The organism is Streptococcus mitis (assembly GCF_946188375.1).
GTDB classification, from domain to species: domain Bacteria; phylum Bacillota; class Bacilli; order Lactobacillales; family Streptococcaceae; genus Streptococcus; species Streptococcus mitis_CX.
The window spans coordinates 94773-111267 of record NZ_CAMHUS010000007.1 but is presented as its reverse complement, the minus strand read 5'-3'; the positions used below and the strand labels follow the sequence as shown (position 1 = coordinate 111267).

Below are 16495 nucleotides of genomic sequence, written 5' to 3'. Positions count from 1 at the left end.
AAAAGGACTTAGCCCTGTACAATACAGAACTAAATCCTTTGCTTAAATTAATTGTCTAACTTTTTGGGGTCAGTACATGCTTACCACAGAACCAAATCTTTTTTATTATGTTAGAAACGAATCGTCTCACGTGTTTTTTCGTATGAAGTGACAAAACGGTTGGTTACACCTGGTTCTGCAACTTCCAAAGCTTGCGAAATCTTATCAAATGAAGCATGATAATCAAATTCTTTTTCAAAAATTTCTAATGATTCATTAAAGGCTTCTTGAATTCGTTCATCAAATGAGCGGTAACGGTTCGAATACTGTAGCAATTGTTCTGTCAACGTTGCATATTGAACAATATTATAGGTTTCTTCTTCAAGTGCTTCTATATCATTTGTTGCAATTTCAAGCATCCGGTTCACAGCTTCTATATTGACCCGAGCTTCTTCTAGTTCAGCCATCAACTCTTCAGTATGGTTACTTGCTGTAAAGAACAACTGTAAGAAATTCTGAGGAATACCTGGAAGATTGCGTTTTTCCATATATCTCTTAATTGTGTGAAGACGATTAACATAAACATTTGCCTTCTGGCGAGCATTGATATCATCTTTTTCAATCTGAGCAAGACGTTGACTAACCTCAACTTGTTCATCTTCAATTTCCTTCAAAGTAGCTTGTAAGTTTTCCAAACGTTCTTCAAGGAATGAATAAGGTTCAGAATGTTCCTCTTGTTCAGAAGTTAGTTCCAATACAGATTCTTCTAAAGATTCTAACTCAGCTTGTAATCTATGAACATGACTAACATCCGTTTCAGATAGTAGGTAATTGTTACTCAATCGTTGAATATCTTCCACTAAAACAGCATTACTATCTTTCATGTGTTTCAAATATGTAGGAAGAGTTGCAACTAAGCCTTCTACTACTTTTTGAGCAGCGATTTCTCGTGTAAAGATATCATAGAGTGAATTGATTTCTTCTTGAACTTGAGTATTTTCATACTCAGCATTATCCAACTCTAATTGTGCAATATTTTCGTGGTTTTTCTTCAAAGATTCATAAAGCAATTGGAAGCGAGATTCAATATCCGTTTCAGCAAAATGATAGTTAGCATCTAAAAGCTTACGGTAACCATCTTCCAAGTCTTCCAATTGATCAGGTAGCTCTTTAGATAATGTTTTTACAATTGCTGGCAAGCGGTCAACAATGTGAGTCAAAGCCAAGATATGATTTTCAGCATTATCCAAAATCACAGCAGCTTCTACTGGGTCACCTGACGAATTTAAAGTTACAAACTGAGAAAACTCTGATTGGATATTTTCCAATTGTTTTTCGATTTCAGATAAACCTTGACCATATTCTTCTGAATGATCGGCAACCCTATGCTGAAGCTCTTCAAATAAGTCCAATGTATGAGGAACACGACCGCTGTTTTTAGATTCTTGTTTCTCCAAATCTGCCAAGGCATTGCGAATTGCCGCAATATCTTCTTCAATCAAGGTAATTTGGCTCTCGATTTGGTCAATTTGATGACTAGCCTTAAAAAAACGGAATGAATTGTTATAACCTTCTGCCTCGAAAAGATTATTTTCGATATCGGCAAAAGAGTTAAGAGATAGGTCAACCCATTTTTGGTTCCATTCACGGAAAGTCACTTGACTTTGTCCAATCAAGTGCATATTTTTTACAGCTTCAACTTCATCATTAACTGGAAGATTGTACAGCTCTTCTTTTTTCTCTTCTAAAATTGCTAATTTACTTTCATTACGTTTCCGTACATAAATTGCTATAGCATATGAAATCAGCAATATAATTGCAATTGCAATTATAAGATATACTACTAGACTACCAGACATATTAAACTCCTTTTTAACTTGAAACAATCGTAATGATTATATCATATTTTTTAGACCAAGGGAACTACTTCTCCCGATTTTTTAGACATCAAGTGTACTATAGACGGCATTTTCTTCGATAAATTCACGACGAGGCTCTACTCGATCCCCCATCAACATATCAAAGATTTTATCTGCTTCTGCAGCATCGTCCACAGAAACTCTTGCCATTAAGCGATGTTCGGGATCCATGGTTGTTTCCCACAACTGGTGATCATCCATTTCACCCAAACCTTTATAACGCTGAATGGTTGGTTTGGCACGTCCTTCACTATGGCGGGCCAAGGCTTCTTGGAGTTTAATTTCTTGATCCGCTCCTGGCTGGATATATTCTTTAATCTCGCTTCCAACCTTGACACCATAGATTGGAGGTTGGGCAATATAAACATAACCAGCTTCTAGTATTGGTTTCATATAACGATAAATCAAGGTTAGAAGAAGAGTACGAATATGGGCTCCATCGACATCGGCATCGGTCATCAAAACGAGCTTTTGGTAACGGGCTTTTGAAACATCGAATTCTGCACCAAATCCAGTTCCCATCGCTGTGAAAAGACTACGAATTTCTTCATTAGCAAGAATCTTATCCATACTTGCTTTTTCAACGTTCAAAATCTTACCGCGAATTGGAAGGATAGCCTGGAACTCACGGTTACGACCAGATTTGGCTGATCCACCCGCTGAGTCTCCTTCGACGATAAAGAGTTCTGTTTCCGCAGGATTGTTAGAAGAACAGTCTGCTAATTTCCCTGGAAGGTTGGAAATTTCCAAGCCAGATTTTTTACGGGTAACTTCACGCGCACGCTTAGCAGCCACACGAGCCTTAGCAGCTAAAATCCCTTTTTCTACGATGCGCTTGGCGATCTGTGGATTTTCCATGAGGAAATCAGAGAAGGCATCACTGAAAAGACGATTGGTAATCTTGACTACTTCGCTGTTCCCCAGTTTGGTCTTGGTTTGTCCTTCAAACTGTGGATTTGGGTGTTTAACTGAGATAACTGCAGTTAAGCCTTCACGGACATCTTCCCCTGTCAGATTGTCTTCATTGTCTTTCAGCAACTTATTTTTGCGAGCATAATCGTTGATAACACGAGTTAGTGCCGTACGGAAACCTTGTTCATGCGTACCACCTTCATGGGTGTGAATGTTATTGGCGAAACTCATGACATTCTCATGGTAACCCGTTGTGTACTGCATGGCTACTTCAACGGTAATATCATCCATCTCACCATCTGTGTAGATTGGTGTATCAAAAATCACATCCTTGTTCTCGTTGATATATTCAACGTAACTAGCAATCCCACCTTCATAGTGGTAATGCTTGGTTTGTTCAAGACCCTCGCGCTTATCTGTGATGGAGATTTGAAGACCGCGATTTAGAAAGGCTAACTCTTGAATCCGTTTATTTAATTTATCAAAATCAAAGGTTGTTGTTTCAGTGAAGATTTCTGGGTCCGGTGTGAAGTGAACTGTTGTTCCAGTTCTATCTGTATCCCCAACCACCTCAAGGTCTGCGACAACATGACCACGACAGTATTCTTGGTAGTGAATCTTACCGTTTTTGTGGACATGAACGTCTAATTGAGTGGAAAGAGCATTAACTACTGATGACCCCACTCCGTGAAGACCACCTGAAACCTTGTATCCACCACCGCCAAATTTTCCTCCAGCATGAAGGACAGTAAAGACAGTCTCAACGGCAGGTCGACCTGTTTTTTCCTGAATATCGACTGGAATCCCACGCCCATCATCAACAACAGTGATCGAATTATCTGGCTCAATGAAGACTTGAATATGGCTGGCAAATCCTGCCAAAGCTTCGTCAATTGAGTTATCAACAATTTCCCAGACTAGATGGTGAAGACCTTCTTTTGAGGTTGACCCGATATACATCCCTGGACGCATACGAACAGCCTCTAAGCCCTCTAAAACTTGAATTTGACTGGCATCATAATCTTGTGCCTGCAGATTTTTGATTTCTTCTGTCATCTTATTCCTTTTTCTTACATGTCTAATACTTGTCTTAAATTCACGATACTGGTAAACAAGTGGGTATCCAGTCCAGCAGCTTGACCTGCTTCAATATCAATCGGTCGGTCACCAATGACAAGACCAGAGCTGATCTGATACTTTTCTCTTAAATAAATCATGGACTCAGGATCCGGTTTTCTCTTAAAGCCTGAGCTAGAAGTGACCACCTCTGTAAAGTAGGCAGCTATAGAGGTTTTTTCTAAAATTTCCAAGACCTGATCATTTCTGTGAGAAACCAAGAAATGACGCCCACCTTGATTTGAAATGTCTTCCAATAAGTCAGAAACTCCTTCAAATAAAATCGGGTGTTCAAGCTCTCTGGCTTCATTTTCCTTGTATTTTTCTAAAAAATGATCTAAGTTGGGAGCGAATGTCTCAATCGCAAAATCAGTAGAAACCTTTAAAGCTTGATAGACGCTGTCATGGTCTTGTGTGATGCCATATAGTGCCAATGTTTCAACAAATGCAGCTGTTGAAGTTTCATAATTATCCAGTAAAGTTCCACCTAAATCCCAGATGTAATCGTGATATTTCATAGCTTTCATTATACCATTTTTTCGTTAAAAAAGCGATGATTTCCCTGAGTTTTCCACATAAAAAAACGAGAGGTTGACTCCCGTTTTATTGATTTTTACCAAAGACATCTCGATAGAGCATTCCTGTTCGTAAACTCTCTGCGTCTCCTCCTAATTGCTCTACCAACTCGTAGGCAAAGGCAAGAGCTGTCGAGGGACCTCGACTGGTTGTCAAATGACCATCTACCACTACTGTTTCCTTAACGTATTGACCATCAAGGATTTGCTCTTGAACACCATCATAACAAGTAAACTTCTTGTTTTTCAATACACCTGCTCGATTGAGGGCAATTGGCGCTGCACAAATGGCTGCTAGTTTTTTTCCTTCTTGCTCAAAGCTTTGCAACTCTTGAATCAAGGCCTGATTGTCACGCAAATGTGCAGAACCAGGCATGCCGCCAGGAAGGACAATCATGTCATAGTCTGATAAATCACCATCAAAGACACGATCTGCTCTGACTTGGATTGCATGCGAACCTGTCACTTGCTCTTCAAATCCTACCATATCACAAGTGATATTGGCACGACGCAAGACATCCACAACTGTCAAAGCTTCAATTTCTTCAAATCCCTGAGCTAACATAACGGCTACTTTAACCATGATTTTCTCCTTATTTAATTCGTTTTAATACAACCTTTTTCCGCTTGAATGGCACTTTTCCGCTCTTTTCTTCAGCTAGGTTTGTCTGATAACTCATCGATAAAAGCAAGCCAACACCGATCAAGTTACTGATAATAGCCGATCCCCCTTGCGAAATGAAAGGCAAGGGAATTCCAGTCAAAGGAAGCAAGCCAGTCACCGCACCGATATTCTCAAAGATATGGAAGAGCAACATCATAATCAAACCTGTGGAAATATAGGTGTAGAACTGGTTATTTGATCTAAGAGTAATCTTCAACATACGGTAAATCAGCATGAGATAAAGGGCGATAACAAGGACAGAGCCAATAAAGCCAAAATCTTCTGCAATGACCGTGAAAATCATATCCGACTCTCTAACTGGAATAAGCAGATTCGAAGCATTAAATCCTTGACCAAATAAGCCACCGCTTCCAATGGCAATCTGTCCTTGAGCCTGTTGGTAAGTAGTTGTTTGGGCAAAGTCAAATGGATTAAGCCAAGCCAAGATACGATTGATTTGGTAGGTCGGCATGCCCAGTTGATGGAGAAAAGCCCGACCGTCCTTGCTGATAAAGATGGCTAGAAAACCAGCAATTCCTGTTACAGCAGTCACAAATACTGGGATAATAATTTTCCAAGAAACGCCCGATAATAAAACGATTCCTGAGAAAATAGCCACAAAAACTAAGGCCGTCCCCAAGTCACTTTGAAGTGCCAAAAGAACTAGGACTGGAATGGTAAAGAGAATCATCCAGAAAATCAACAAGAAGTCCAGCGGAACTGTGCGTCTCCATTCCTTATGTTTTTTGGTAAACTGGACAATCACACGAGCCAACATGAGGATATAGGATATCTTCATAAATTCTGACGGTTGGAACAAGGTAACACCATTTACCGATACCCAGTTTTTGGCACCCGTTGATGCAACTAAGCTTGGATTATAAAAGACAATCGGTAAAACCATAAGTCCCAAGCCTAAAATATATAGAAAGGGTGTCACCTTCCAAAGAAATTCAGTATTAAAGAGCATGACCACAAAACCAATCACAAGCCCCAAGGCGATCCAGGCGACCTGCTGCCCTAAAATGGGCAGAATATTATTTGGATAATCATGACTAACAGCTATATAAATAGCTACCACGCCGATAACCAGTAGGAAAAATACTGGCAGGAGCAAACTATAATCGACTCTAGAGTCGAGAGAACGTTTCATATGTACTAACCTTATACTTTCATACTATACTATTTATCAAAGTTCATTTAAAAATCTATCAAGAGTCTCATCAACTTCGGATTGAGTGATAGCTTTAACAGTCTCTTCTTTTGCTAGAGATGCTACTATCTGTTTGCCATATCGCTTTCCGACAATTCTCCTATCCAAAACAAGGGTTAAGGAACGTTGGTGTTCGCGTCTTATACTTCTTCCCAAAGCCTGTTTTAAACGAATAATGGCCATTGGCAATTGATAATCATAAAAGGCATTTTTCCCTTCTTGAATTAGTTCCTGATTGATCTTTTTCGTCAAGGGTTCTTGGGGGTTTTGGAAAGGAAGTCTTGGTACAATTTGAATCACAAAAGAATGACTTGAAAAATCAACTCCCTCCCAGAAACTTGCTGCACCTAGCAGGATTTGTTGTTCACCTTTTTCAAAGCGTTTCTTCAGTTGATGAACATCCCCATTTTTATACTGGGCCAAGTGGCTAACTGGAAGTAAATCCGACACTGCTAGAAGCATGTCTTTAGCAGTAAAGAGAACTAAAATAGGTTGCTGGAAATCTTGAACATCCATCAGCAAATCAGTTACCTCTTTGGCGTAGACTTCTAAGGAGGTTTCTGTTACCAGGGGAAAATCTTTGACCAAGACCACTTCTTGATCCTGTTTTTTACCAGCTTCAATCTTAACAAATTTAGCTTCGGGATAGCCTAACAGGTCTGCCAAAGAAACTCTCTGACTAATCTCAAGAGTAGCCGACACTCCCAAGACTTGACATGAATCAGGCACTAAAGAAGATAGAAGAATACGGCCTGATTTTGTAGAAGAAATCTGAATTTTCTTTTGACTCGTTTCAGTTGCTTCAAGCCAGTAATCACCTTCAGCCGTAAAATAGCGAACCAGTTCCTCAAAGCCTTCTACCTCTAATTCTGAAAAATACTGGTGGAGATTGGCCAGAGAATCTAAGATATTTTTCCTAGATTTGCCAGATTGAAATTGTTCTATCAAATAGAGACACTCAAAGCGAATACTTTCTAGTATTCGTTGTTGAATTCTGTTTTCTTCTCCTGCCAAAGCCTTATCAACTAAATCAATAATAGACTGGATATCGTAGGTATGTTGAAGCAGATTTTCTAGGGCCAACAAAATTTTTTGAACTTCATCAATAATCAATAAACGGTCGCTGACAAATTCAGGATTATCTTCAAGTCTGGTTACAAGATAGGCATGATTGGTCACTAAGAGCTTGCAAGTCTCTGCTCTTTCTTGACTACGTTTCCAGAAATCTTCCGTCATAAATAAGCTCTTGGACGATAAATTCCCATCATGACGAAGATCTCTTAGAAAATGTTGGTAACGGTAGAGTTGACCAATTTCATCCAAATCCCCGGTTTCTGTCTCTGTCAACCAGACCAAGAGTTGCATTTTAAAGCGTCTAAATAAGCGATTTTCAGCATTTTCCTGCAAGGAACGATAAAAGGCATCCAACTTCAGGTAATTTTGAGGCCCCTTTAAAGAATGAATATCTGTATGGAATACTTCCTTGAGACGTTTACCTTCTTCTTCCATAATTTGATTTTGAAGAATCTTTGTCGGAACACTAAGGACAATCTGACGATTTTCCACTTGGGACAAAGCAGGTAAGAGATAGCCATAGGTTTTCCCAATCCCTGTCGGCGCTTGAATCAGAGAGACAGGCTCATCTTTCAATAGCAAGCCAACCTCTTTAGCAAAATTTTCTTGATTCTCCCTCACTTCAAGGTTCAACAGAGAAATATTCTTAGAAAAATCTTGAGATAGTTTTCGTGGCTCCAGGGGAGCTCCAGTTTTCTTGAAATACAGTCCTTGAACTTCGACCAAGTCTGGAGAACTCAGGATAGATTGGCTGCGATAAATTTCTTCAATAACCAGGTAGGACTCATATAAGAGGGCGTCAGCCATTTCCAGCAAGCGTTCCAAGAGTCCTTTAGGAAGTTGGGCCATCTTTTCTCGTAAAAAAAGAAGTAATTCCGCTGTAGCTTGGGCATCTGAAAGGGCTGTGTGGGCGTGTTTTAAAGGAATTCCTAATTCCTGACACAAAATCGGCAAACTATATTTTTCCAGTTCAGGGAAAAAGACCTGGGCCAATTCGACCGTGTCAACACGAGGATTTCTTAGTTCATAGCCTTCAAAAAATAAATTTTCCGCCAAGAGATTGGCATCAAACTGAACATTATGGGCTACAAAAATCCCATCCTTCACCAAGTCAAAGATTTTTCTGGTAACTTGCGAAAAATCAGGTGCTTGCGCCAGACGTTGGTCTGTCAATCCTGTCAGTTCTTTGATATGAGCATCTAAGGGTTCATGTGGATTGACATCTGTCGTATAGTGATCGACGATTTTTCCGTCCTCAATCACTACAATTCCCACTTGGATAATTTTAGCCTTACTACCTGTGCTAGTTGCCTCTAAATCAACCACAACATAGCGATTACCAATCGTTTTCATTATAAAAAATTATACCAAAAAAAGGGCCATTTGGCACCTGCAAACATAGGATAATTTTCAAACTCGAGAAGGTCACTTTTCTGAAAAATCCCAGTAAACAGAGCATCCTAGCCTACTTATTTTTTGAAAATATTGGAGAATAAGAAAAATTGAGAGAAGAAATGTTTGCATCTTCCTTCTCTCAACTATCCATTTACTTTATTTAACCATGTCAGGATCGTAGTCATAAAATCCTGTGTCAAGGAAACGGTTTTTAGGGTGTAACTTGCGTACTTCCTCATCCAGCAAGAAAGCTTGGTCATGGCTAAAGCTGCCCTCTTGAATCAAGCTACGTGCCTGGATAAAGAGTTTTGCAATCTCAACAAAGTTCTGACCAGGTGTATAGAGACCTTCTAATTTCCAGTGAGTAAAACCATGCTCTACCAATTCTGTCAATTTTGTCATCAAATCAAGGTCATTGTTGGCAAAAATGTGGGTTCCATGATTATCTTCAAAAATGGAATAGTGACTCTCTGGGTCACTTGGCTCAGCCAAGAAGAGATCACGCTTGCGCGTCTTTTCATCATCGATGTGCGTAAAGTTATAGTAATTTTGCAAGAGCGGACGTTTAGAATGATGGATAACGCTAGCTCCGTAAACCAAAACTTCAGCAGGAATTTCCAAAATCTCTGGCATTTTGAAAAGTTCAGCAGATGGAATTTCACGCGCCAAAACAGCCTCAGATGCGCCAGCTTTTTGTCCCCAGAAGTTAATCTGACGACTGCTTGTCACCATAGTTGAAGCATCATAGATGGTCTTAAAGGAATAACCATCGCGGTTGACCACGTAAAAGACACCTGCATCCCCAATCGTAATGTAGTCTGTCTTGATTTCTTCCAAGAAATCGAGGAAAGGCTTGATACGATCCATCATGTCTTGATGCATGAGGGCATTGACTGCAACAATCAATTCCTTACCAGCTTCATGAACCAACTTAGAGATTTCACGCAATTGGTCATAACTAAAGGTCGTTGGCAGACGAAGGCCAAAATCTTTCTCACCGACATAGATACGATCTACGCCAGCTTCGAGCAGTTGTTTAACTTGTTCAATACTTTCAGCAGTTGCTGTAATGATAATCTTTTTCATAAGGAAAATTATACCACATTTCTGGAAAATCAGCCATTCTTTAAAAATGAAAAGGGACTTTATTCTTATTGTAACCTTTCTGTAATAATTCTCTGCTGAAAAAATGATAAAATAGGTATGTACTGTTAAGGAGAGAATAATGCCCGTAAGAAAATTACAATCCTATGAGGTAGACTATCAAGAAGAATTAAGCCAGCAGGTTCCTCGCTATCAAGATTATATACCTGAAGCGCAATCTGATGCCAATCTCAAGGAAATCCTATTTTTTGTTAATATCGCTGTTTTTTGTATCTGTATTGCTATCTTTAGTTTTATCTTTTTAGCATTAAAATTATCGCCTGCTCTTGCATTTGCCGCAGCAATCGGATCCAGCTTACTTGTTTTAAAAGTTCAGCGCTTTATTATCAAACGAAAACGTAGAAGATAAATCCAAAATATCGCCCCGTCTGGAGCGATATTTTTATTTTTTCTTTTTAGATGGTGTATGGATGGCAATCTTCACTTCAAAGATTGTTCCCTTTGGTTTATTATCTTTAACAGTAATGGTTCCTTTTAGGGCATCTACAATTTGCTTGGCTAGGGATAATCCTAAACCAAAACCACCTTTTTGACGGGTTCTAGCCTTGTCCACTCGATAAAAACGATCAAAAATTTTCTTCTTATCTTCTGCTGAAATACCGACTCCATTGTCGGAAACTAGCAAATAAAGATTACGATCAGTCGCTGAAATCATAAAATCAATCTCACCATCCTCCTCAGTATATTTGATAGCATTATCAAATAGGATGGTCATCAGTTGTTTTAGTAAAAGTTGATCTGTGACAATCGTTCGATGGATGCGATTTTCAAAACGAAAGACACGGTCATTTTCAGAAGCAATCATCTCATAGTTTGTGAAAGTCGTATTGAAAAAACTGGTTGGAACTTCTGCAAGTTCCGGCTTAATTCCATCATCTCTCCGAGCTAAATTCAACAAGTTTGTCGTCAAAAACCGCATATTTCGGACTTCTTCCAAACTCGATGCAATGCTTTCACTCACATCCATAATGGTAGCTTCTGGCTTACGGAAAAGGGTCTCTAAGCGATTTTGCAAAACTGCGAGTGGAGTTCGTAACTCATGACTGGCATTTTCAACAAAGGACTGTTGCTTCTGCATACTCTCAAGCAGAGGACGAACACTGACTCTAGCTAGATAGAGACTGGCAAGCAAAGACAAAATCCAGAAACTTGCCATCACAATCACAATCAATTGCTCATGCTTTTGACTGGCTTGCTCCAACTGACTGGTATTAATCAAGACAGCTGCATACTTGATATTGGTTGAAACCGAACTGATATTCGTTTCCATCAAAATCATGCGATAGATTTCTTCTTGTCCATAGCTATTAAAAACTTGAATCTGATAGATATGTCCTAGTTCTTTTTTCTCTAACTTAATCTTATCCAATCCCAAAAATCGGTTTCCAGAAAGAAGCTGGGTAAAATTCTTATCAAAGAGAATGACCTCCGTATTGGAGCTGACATTGGGCTTCACCTCAGTCTTACTAGTATCTGTAGCGGCATTCTCTAAATCTTTAATCTCTTCTGTTGCCCTATTTACAGCAAGCTGAATAACTGCTTGAGGATTTTCACTCAGCCCATGAAGCTTATCATCCACCGAAGTATAAAGACTCGAGTGCATGACCTGTAAAATAATCAGAGTCATGGCAGAGAAAATCAGAGTGAAGACACCAAAGTTGCGGATAAAATAACTAAAGTCATCCGCATACCATGTTTTTTTTAGTTTACTGAACATCTTTTAAAATATACCCAACACTGCGCAAGGTTTGCAAATTCTCTGCAAAAGTGGTTCCTTTTAATTTCTTACGGACTTTTGAAACATAGACTTCGACAACCGAAATCGTTGTATCACTATCAAATCCCCATAGACGATCAAAAATCTGAGTCTTAGGCAAAATAACATTTTGATTTTGAAGGAAATAAACTAGTAAATCGAACTCTTTGCCCAGCAATTCGACAGGAGTATCTTCAACCTTAACAGTATTTGTTGACAAATTAACTACAATATTTCCATAAGTCAAGGTATTTTCATTAAACTTACCTGAACGTTTGAGAAGGGCTTGAATCCGCATTTTGAGTTCTTCTAAGTAGAAAGGTTTGGTCAGATAATCATCTGCTCCCAGTTCAAATCCATGTCCCTTATCATCCAAACTTTCCTTGGCAGTCATGATCAGAACTGGAGTCATAATCCCCTTTTCACGCAATTCTTTCAAGACTTGGAAGCCATTTTTTTCAGGCAACATCAAATCAAGCAAAATCAAGTCATAGACGCCACTCTCAGCTTCGTAGAGACCTTCTTCCCCATCAAATACCTGCATGACATCCGCAAAATCGTCTAAAAAGTCAAATACCGAATTTGACAGGCCTAGGTCATCCTCAACCAATAAGATTTTTATCATGAGAAACTCCTCCTTATTAAAACCATTATACCAAATTTGCCTTAAAAAAAACTCAACTCTCTGCATTTTACATGAGATAGCTGAGTTTTCTTTTTATTTTGGGCTTATTTATGCGTTTCCGTATTGAAGAACGACTACTTCCACTGCAGCTTTTTCACGGTTAATCAAGTCAACACGCGCTGCAATTTCTTTGATTCCCATACCGATGTTACGGCTAAGAGCAAGGTCAGAAAGTTGCGGTTCAAAGAATTCCTTGTACTCTGCCAAGCGTTTCTGAGTCTTAAATACGTGTGCAGGAAGGATAACAAAGCTATCAAAGCTCATATCTCCTCCAAGGGCTGCCTTAATCCAAGCCCAGTTTTCACGCGCCCAAGACCAAGCTGTTTCCTGAGTTGCTTGGTGAGCTAGGAATTGGTAATACCAAGCAGACAAGTCCTGTGGTTTCACCACAAATTTGTCCTTCCAAGCAGCAATCAAAGTTTGGATATTGTCCGCATCTTTACTATAGGCAAGAGCAGCTGCCAACTGACGTTTAAAGACAGCATCTGTTGCATGAGTATAAGTATCAAGATAAAGTGCTAACAAGTCTTTAGTCTCATGATGTTTCATCTCATTGATCAGAACTTGTGAGCGAATAGCTGCTGGAAGTCCTGCAAGATTCTCCTTGTGAGCCGCGAAGATTTGGCTAGCGACTTGACTAGCTTCTGCATCATTTGAGCGAATCATCATAGAAACAGCCAACTGACGAACCAATTCATCCTCATCTGATTCTCCGTCTTTAGCTTCAAAACCAAGACGGTTATAGTTGTGACGAGCCAATTTAGCAACCAAGGCTTTGAAGGCTCTTTCAGCTTCTGTTCCTTCATCGATAAAGCGCTCAAGGGCAGAAATTACTTGAGAGACAGCTGAAACGACAAGGTAAGATTCTTCTTTAGCAAGTTTATCAAGGACTGGAAGCAAGTCTGCATAAGAAATGTGCCCTGCTTCAGCAAGCAAGCGACGTTCTTGGACGATTTGCAGTTTACTTGTATTATCAAGCTCAACTAGGTCAGCAAGAATAGCATCTAGCAAGTCTCCTTGATAGTCTGTAATGTAGTGAGCTGTATTTTCAGTGTTGAGACGAAGAGCTCCATCATTTTCAGCAAGAAGGGCTGCGTAGCCAGGGATTTCGATGCTTTCAGTTTCGAGTGTATCAGGCAAACCTTTCCAGTTGCTGTTTAGTGGCACAACCCAGAGACGGTTCTTGTCTTCGTGCTCGCCGATGAAGAATTGTTTTTGTGAAATCTTCAAGACATCATGTTCAACTTTGACAGTGAGAACTGGGTAACCAGGTTGTTCCAACCAAGAATCCATAAAGGCTGCGACATCACGTCCAGACGCTTGACCAAGGGCATCCCAAAGATCACGACCAATTGTATTGCTGTACTGATGTTTTTCAAAGTAGGCATGCAAACCTTTGGCAAAATCGGCATCACCCAGCCAACGACGAAGCATGTGCATGAGGCGACTTCCTTTGGCATAGACGATAGCTCCGTCAAAGAGTGTATTGATTTCATCTGGGTGTTTGACTTCGACGTGAACTGACTGAACTCCATCAGTCGCATCGCGTTCAAGAGCGTGAGGCACTCCACCTGTTTGGAAATCTTCAAAAATATTCCAGCTTGGCTCAATGGCATCCACACAGACATATTCCATCATGTTAGCAAAGCTTTCATTGAGCCAAAGGTCATCCCACCATTTCATAGTAACGAGATTGCCAAACCATTGGTGAGCCAATTCATGTGCCACAACAAGGGCAACTTGTTGGCGACTAGCAAAAGTTGAGTTCTCATCTACAACCAAGCAAACTTCACGGTAGGTCACAAGACCCCAGTTTTCCATAGCACCTGCTGAGAAGTCAGGAAGGGCGATATGGAGAGATTGAGGGATTGGGTATTTGACTCCGTAGTAATCTTCGTAAAACTCGATGGAGCGAACGGCGATGTCCAGTGAGAAATCAAGGTTAGATAATGGGTGAGCTTTGGTTGAGTAGACACCTACAAGGGTACCGTTTTTAGTTTTAGCCGTCACACCTTGCAAATCACCCGCAACAAAGGCTAACAAGTAAGAAGACATGCGAGGTGTTGTTTCAAACTTCCAGATACCTGTTTCCTTGCGGTTTTCCACATCAATCTCAGGCATGTTAGACAAGGCCACTTCACCTTCTGCTTGGTCAAAACGTAGAGAGAGATCAAAAGTTGCCTTGGCTTCAGGCTCATCCACACATGGGAAGGCTTCGCGCGCAAAATGGCTCTCAAATTGAGTAGACAATACTTCCTTCTTCACTCCATCAACTGTGTAATAAGAAGGGTAAATTCCTGTCATGTTATCTGTAATTTTTCCTGAGAAAGCGATAACCACTTCAACTTGACCTGCTTCCGCAAGTTCAATATGAAGGGCTTCATTGTCATGATCGACTGTGAATGGGCGAGCTTGATCTGAAATTTCTACAGAAGCGATTTCCAAGTCTTTTTGATGAAGGGAAATGCGGTCACTCTGTGCTTGACCACTAATAGTCACCTTCCCTGAAAAAGTCTTGGTCTCACGACTCAATTCTAAAAATAAATCATAATGTTCAGGAACAAATTGCTTAATAAAATGTTCAACTGCTTGCATAGTTTTCTCCTATTCTAAGTTTAAGAGCTAGAGCTCTTCTTCAAACAAACTTATTATATCATGTTTTGCTTAAGAAAAAAGGATTGGGCGGCGATTTCCAAAACTTTCTTCCTTCTAATAGTCTACAGTGGGTAGACCTTGCGAAATTCTTCTAAAACAACCTTGCTTTCAGGTGTAAAAGTCAGTCCTGCTTCTCTCAGCCACTCGGCGAAACAATCCTCATGAACCTGACGCCAATAGGCTAGGGATTTGTCACCTTCCCCTTCCTTAAAGGCATGTTGAGCAGAAACTTGATTGAAGGGCTGGACAGAAACCTTTGTAATTTTGACAATACAGACAGCCTGATTTTGACTGTCTAAAATGACATCAAATCTCCCTTCTTGAGGAAGAGATTCACCTTCTAGTGCGTAGAGGTCGTAAGCTGATGCAGTTGCCATCTTTTCACCTTTTAAAACCAAATCTGCCAAGAGATCGGCTTCCACTCCAAAAGCCCAAGCATCGATTTCATCTCCTATAGAGGGGTTAATTTTCTTATATGCATTCCACATTTCTTGCGGTGTCATGGGCGCTCCTTTGTAATTTCTTACTTTCTTCTTTTATATGTTTGAGATGGTCTGGATAGCCAATTTCTAAATCAAAAATCTCTGGAATAGAGCTGTAATGGAGAATGCATTCGATACCCATCTGATTCATTGTTTGTATGAAAGAAACATTCAGATAGCCTGCTACAGCAAAGTCAATCTTTTTCATCCTTGCTTTATCCTGCATATCTCTTAGCATAGCTAACATTATTGGACTTTCCATATCATGCCATTGACTGTTTCTCACAGTCGCAAAAACAAAAGAAGTTAAATCATTCATTCCAACTACAATCTTTGAAATGCCCGTTTCCAGTATCCTATCTAAGTCAAAATACGCTGATGGTAATTCAATCATCGTGCCGACTTTCCCAGTAAAACCATACTGACGCAACACTGTAATAGCTTGTTTTAACTGGTTGGCATCATTGACAAAAGGAAAAATAAGAGACAGATTGGGATTGGTTTGATAAACTTCTGTAACGACATGTGCTTCAGCCTGAAATTCATCCGGACACGCCAGTAAACGCCTAGTTCCTCTATATCCAAATAAGGGATGATTTTCATCAAAATACTCTTTAGTCCCCTTTAGACAATTAGCTTCTGTATTCGTTAATTCAGAAAAACGATACCAAACTTCTTCATCTGAGTACAGGGAGCAGATAGTCTCTAGATAATCTTTTACAAATTGCTGACAACTTGCTAATATGATGTTTTGATTAAGCTCTCTCAACAAGTATTCCCCACGAATCATGCCAACATGATGAAATAGTTGTGGGTAAACTTTTTCATCAAGTTTTTCGCCACTAAGAGCAAGTTGGTTTTTCATGTCCATTCACCTCGTCTTAAAAGATACAATATCAGATATCA

13 protein-coding genes are annotated in these 16495 nt (G+C 39.8%); 1 reads left to right on the top strand and 12 read right to left on the bottom strand.

Features of this window, described 5'->3' with window-relative positions:
* Window positions 1–110 precede the first annotated feature (110 nt).
* From ezrA to N8M16_RS07580, 7 genes are all read right to left on the bottom strand, one after another.
* On the bottom strand, window positions 111–1838 hold the full coding sequence (gene ezrA / locus N8M16_RS07610; RefSeq protein WP_261069927.1) for a septation ring formation regulator EzrA: 1728 nt from the start codon (window positions 1836–1838) through the stop codon (window positions 111–113).
* A gap of 81 nt (window positions 1839–1919) precedes the next feature.
* Window positions 1920–3866 (bottom strand): DNA topoisomerase (ATP-hydrolyzing) subunit B, encoded by a 1947-nt coding sequence (gene gyrB / locus N8M16_RS07605; RefSeq protein ID WP_261069926.1) that lies wholly within the window; start codon window positions 3864–3866, stop codon window positions 1920–1922.
* Window positions 3867–3880: 14 nt separating this feature from the next.
* Window positions 3881–4444, bottom strand: coding sequence for an HAD family hydrolase (locus N8M16_RS07600; RefSeq protein ID WP_261069930.1), 564 nt, complete (start codon window positions 4442–4444; stop codon window positions 3881–3883).
* 85 nt (window positions 4445–4529) lie between these two features.
* Window positions 4530–5084, bottom strand: coding sequence for a DJ-1 family glyoxalase III (locus N8M16_RS07595; RefSeq protein WP_261069925.1), 555 nt, complete (start codon window positions 5082–5084; stop codon window positions 4530–4532).
* Window positions 5085–5094: 10 nt separating this feature from the next.
* Window positions 5095–6318, bottom strand: coding sequence for an FtsW/RodA/SpoVE family cell cycle protein (locus tag N8M16_RS07590; RefSeq protein ID WP_261069924.1), 1224 nt, complete (start codon window positions 6316–6318; stop codon window positions 5095–5097).
* Between the two features lie 36 nt (window positions 6319–6354).
* Complete coding sequence (locus tag N8M16_RS07585; protein WP_261069923.1) at window positions 6355–8805, bottom strand: bifunctional DnaQ family exonuclease/ATP-dependent helicase; 2451 nt, start codon at window positions 8803–8805, stop codon at window positions 6355–6357.
* 198 nt (window positions 8806–9003) lie between these two features.
* Window positions 9004–9933 carry a peptidase U32 family protein gene (locus N8M16_RS07580; RefSeq protein ID WP_261069922.1) on the bottom strand — a complete coding sequence of 310 codons (930 nt, stop codon included), beginning with the start codon at window positions 9931–9933 and terminating at the stop codon, window positions 9004–9006.
* 139 nt (window positions 9934–10072) lie between these two features.
* On the opposite strand from N8M16_RS07580, the gene N8M16_RS07575 reads away from it, so the two are divergent.
* Window positions 10073–10360, top strand: a complete 288-nt coding sequence (locus N8M16_RS07575) for a DUF3270 domain-containing protein (RefSeq protein WP_084888426.1) — start codon at window positions 10073–10075, stop codon at window positions 10358–10360.
* 33 nt (window positions 10361–10393) lie between these two features.
* Here the strand turns inward: N8M16_RS07575 and ciaH are convergent, their stop codons facing one another.
* The 5 genes from ciaH to N8M16_RS07550 form a co-directional block, all read right to left on the bottom strand.
* A complete protein-coding gene (ciaH, locus tag N8M16_RS07570) occupies window positions 10394–11728 on the bottom strand; it encodes a two-component system sensor histidine kinase CiaH (protein WP_261069921.1) in 1335 nt (444 codons plus the stop codon).
* The gene (ciaR, locus tag N8M16_RS07565; protein WP_060628534.1) at window positions 11718–12392 is read right to left on the bottom strand and encodes a two-component system response regulator CiaR; all 675 of its coding nucleotides are present in this window, start codon (window positions 12390–12392) and stop codon (window positions 11718–11720) included. Before ciaR ends, ciaH begins: the two co-directional genes overlap by 11 nt.
* 108 nt (window positions 12393–12500) lie before the next feature.
* Window positions 12501–15047, bottom strand: coding sequence for a M1 family metallopeptidase (locus N8M16_RS07560; protein ID WP_261069920.1), 2547 nt, complete (start codon window positions 15045–15047; stop codon window positions 12501–12503).
* A 122-nt stretch (window positions 15048–15169) separates the two neighbouring features.
* Window positions 15170–15610 (bottom strand): ASCH domain-containing protein, encoded by a 441-nt coding sequence (locus tag N8M16_RS07555; protein ID WP_261069919.1) that lies wholly within the window; start codon window positions 15608–15610, stop codon window positions 15170–15172.
* A complete protein-coding gene (locus tag N8M16_RS07550) occupies window positions 15579–16454 on the bottom strand; it encodes a putative PEP-binding protein (protein WP_261069918.1) in 876 nt (291 codons plus the stop codon). The genes N8M16_RS07555 and N8M16_RS07550 overlap by 32 nt, the downstream gene beginning before the upstream one ends.
* Between the last annotated feature and the right edge of the window lie 41 nt (window positions 16455–16495).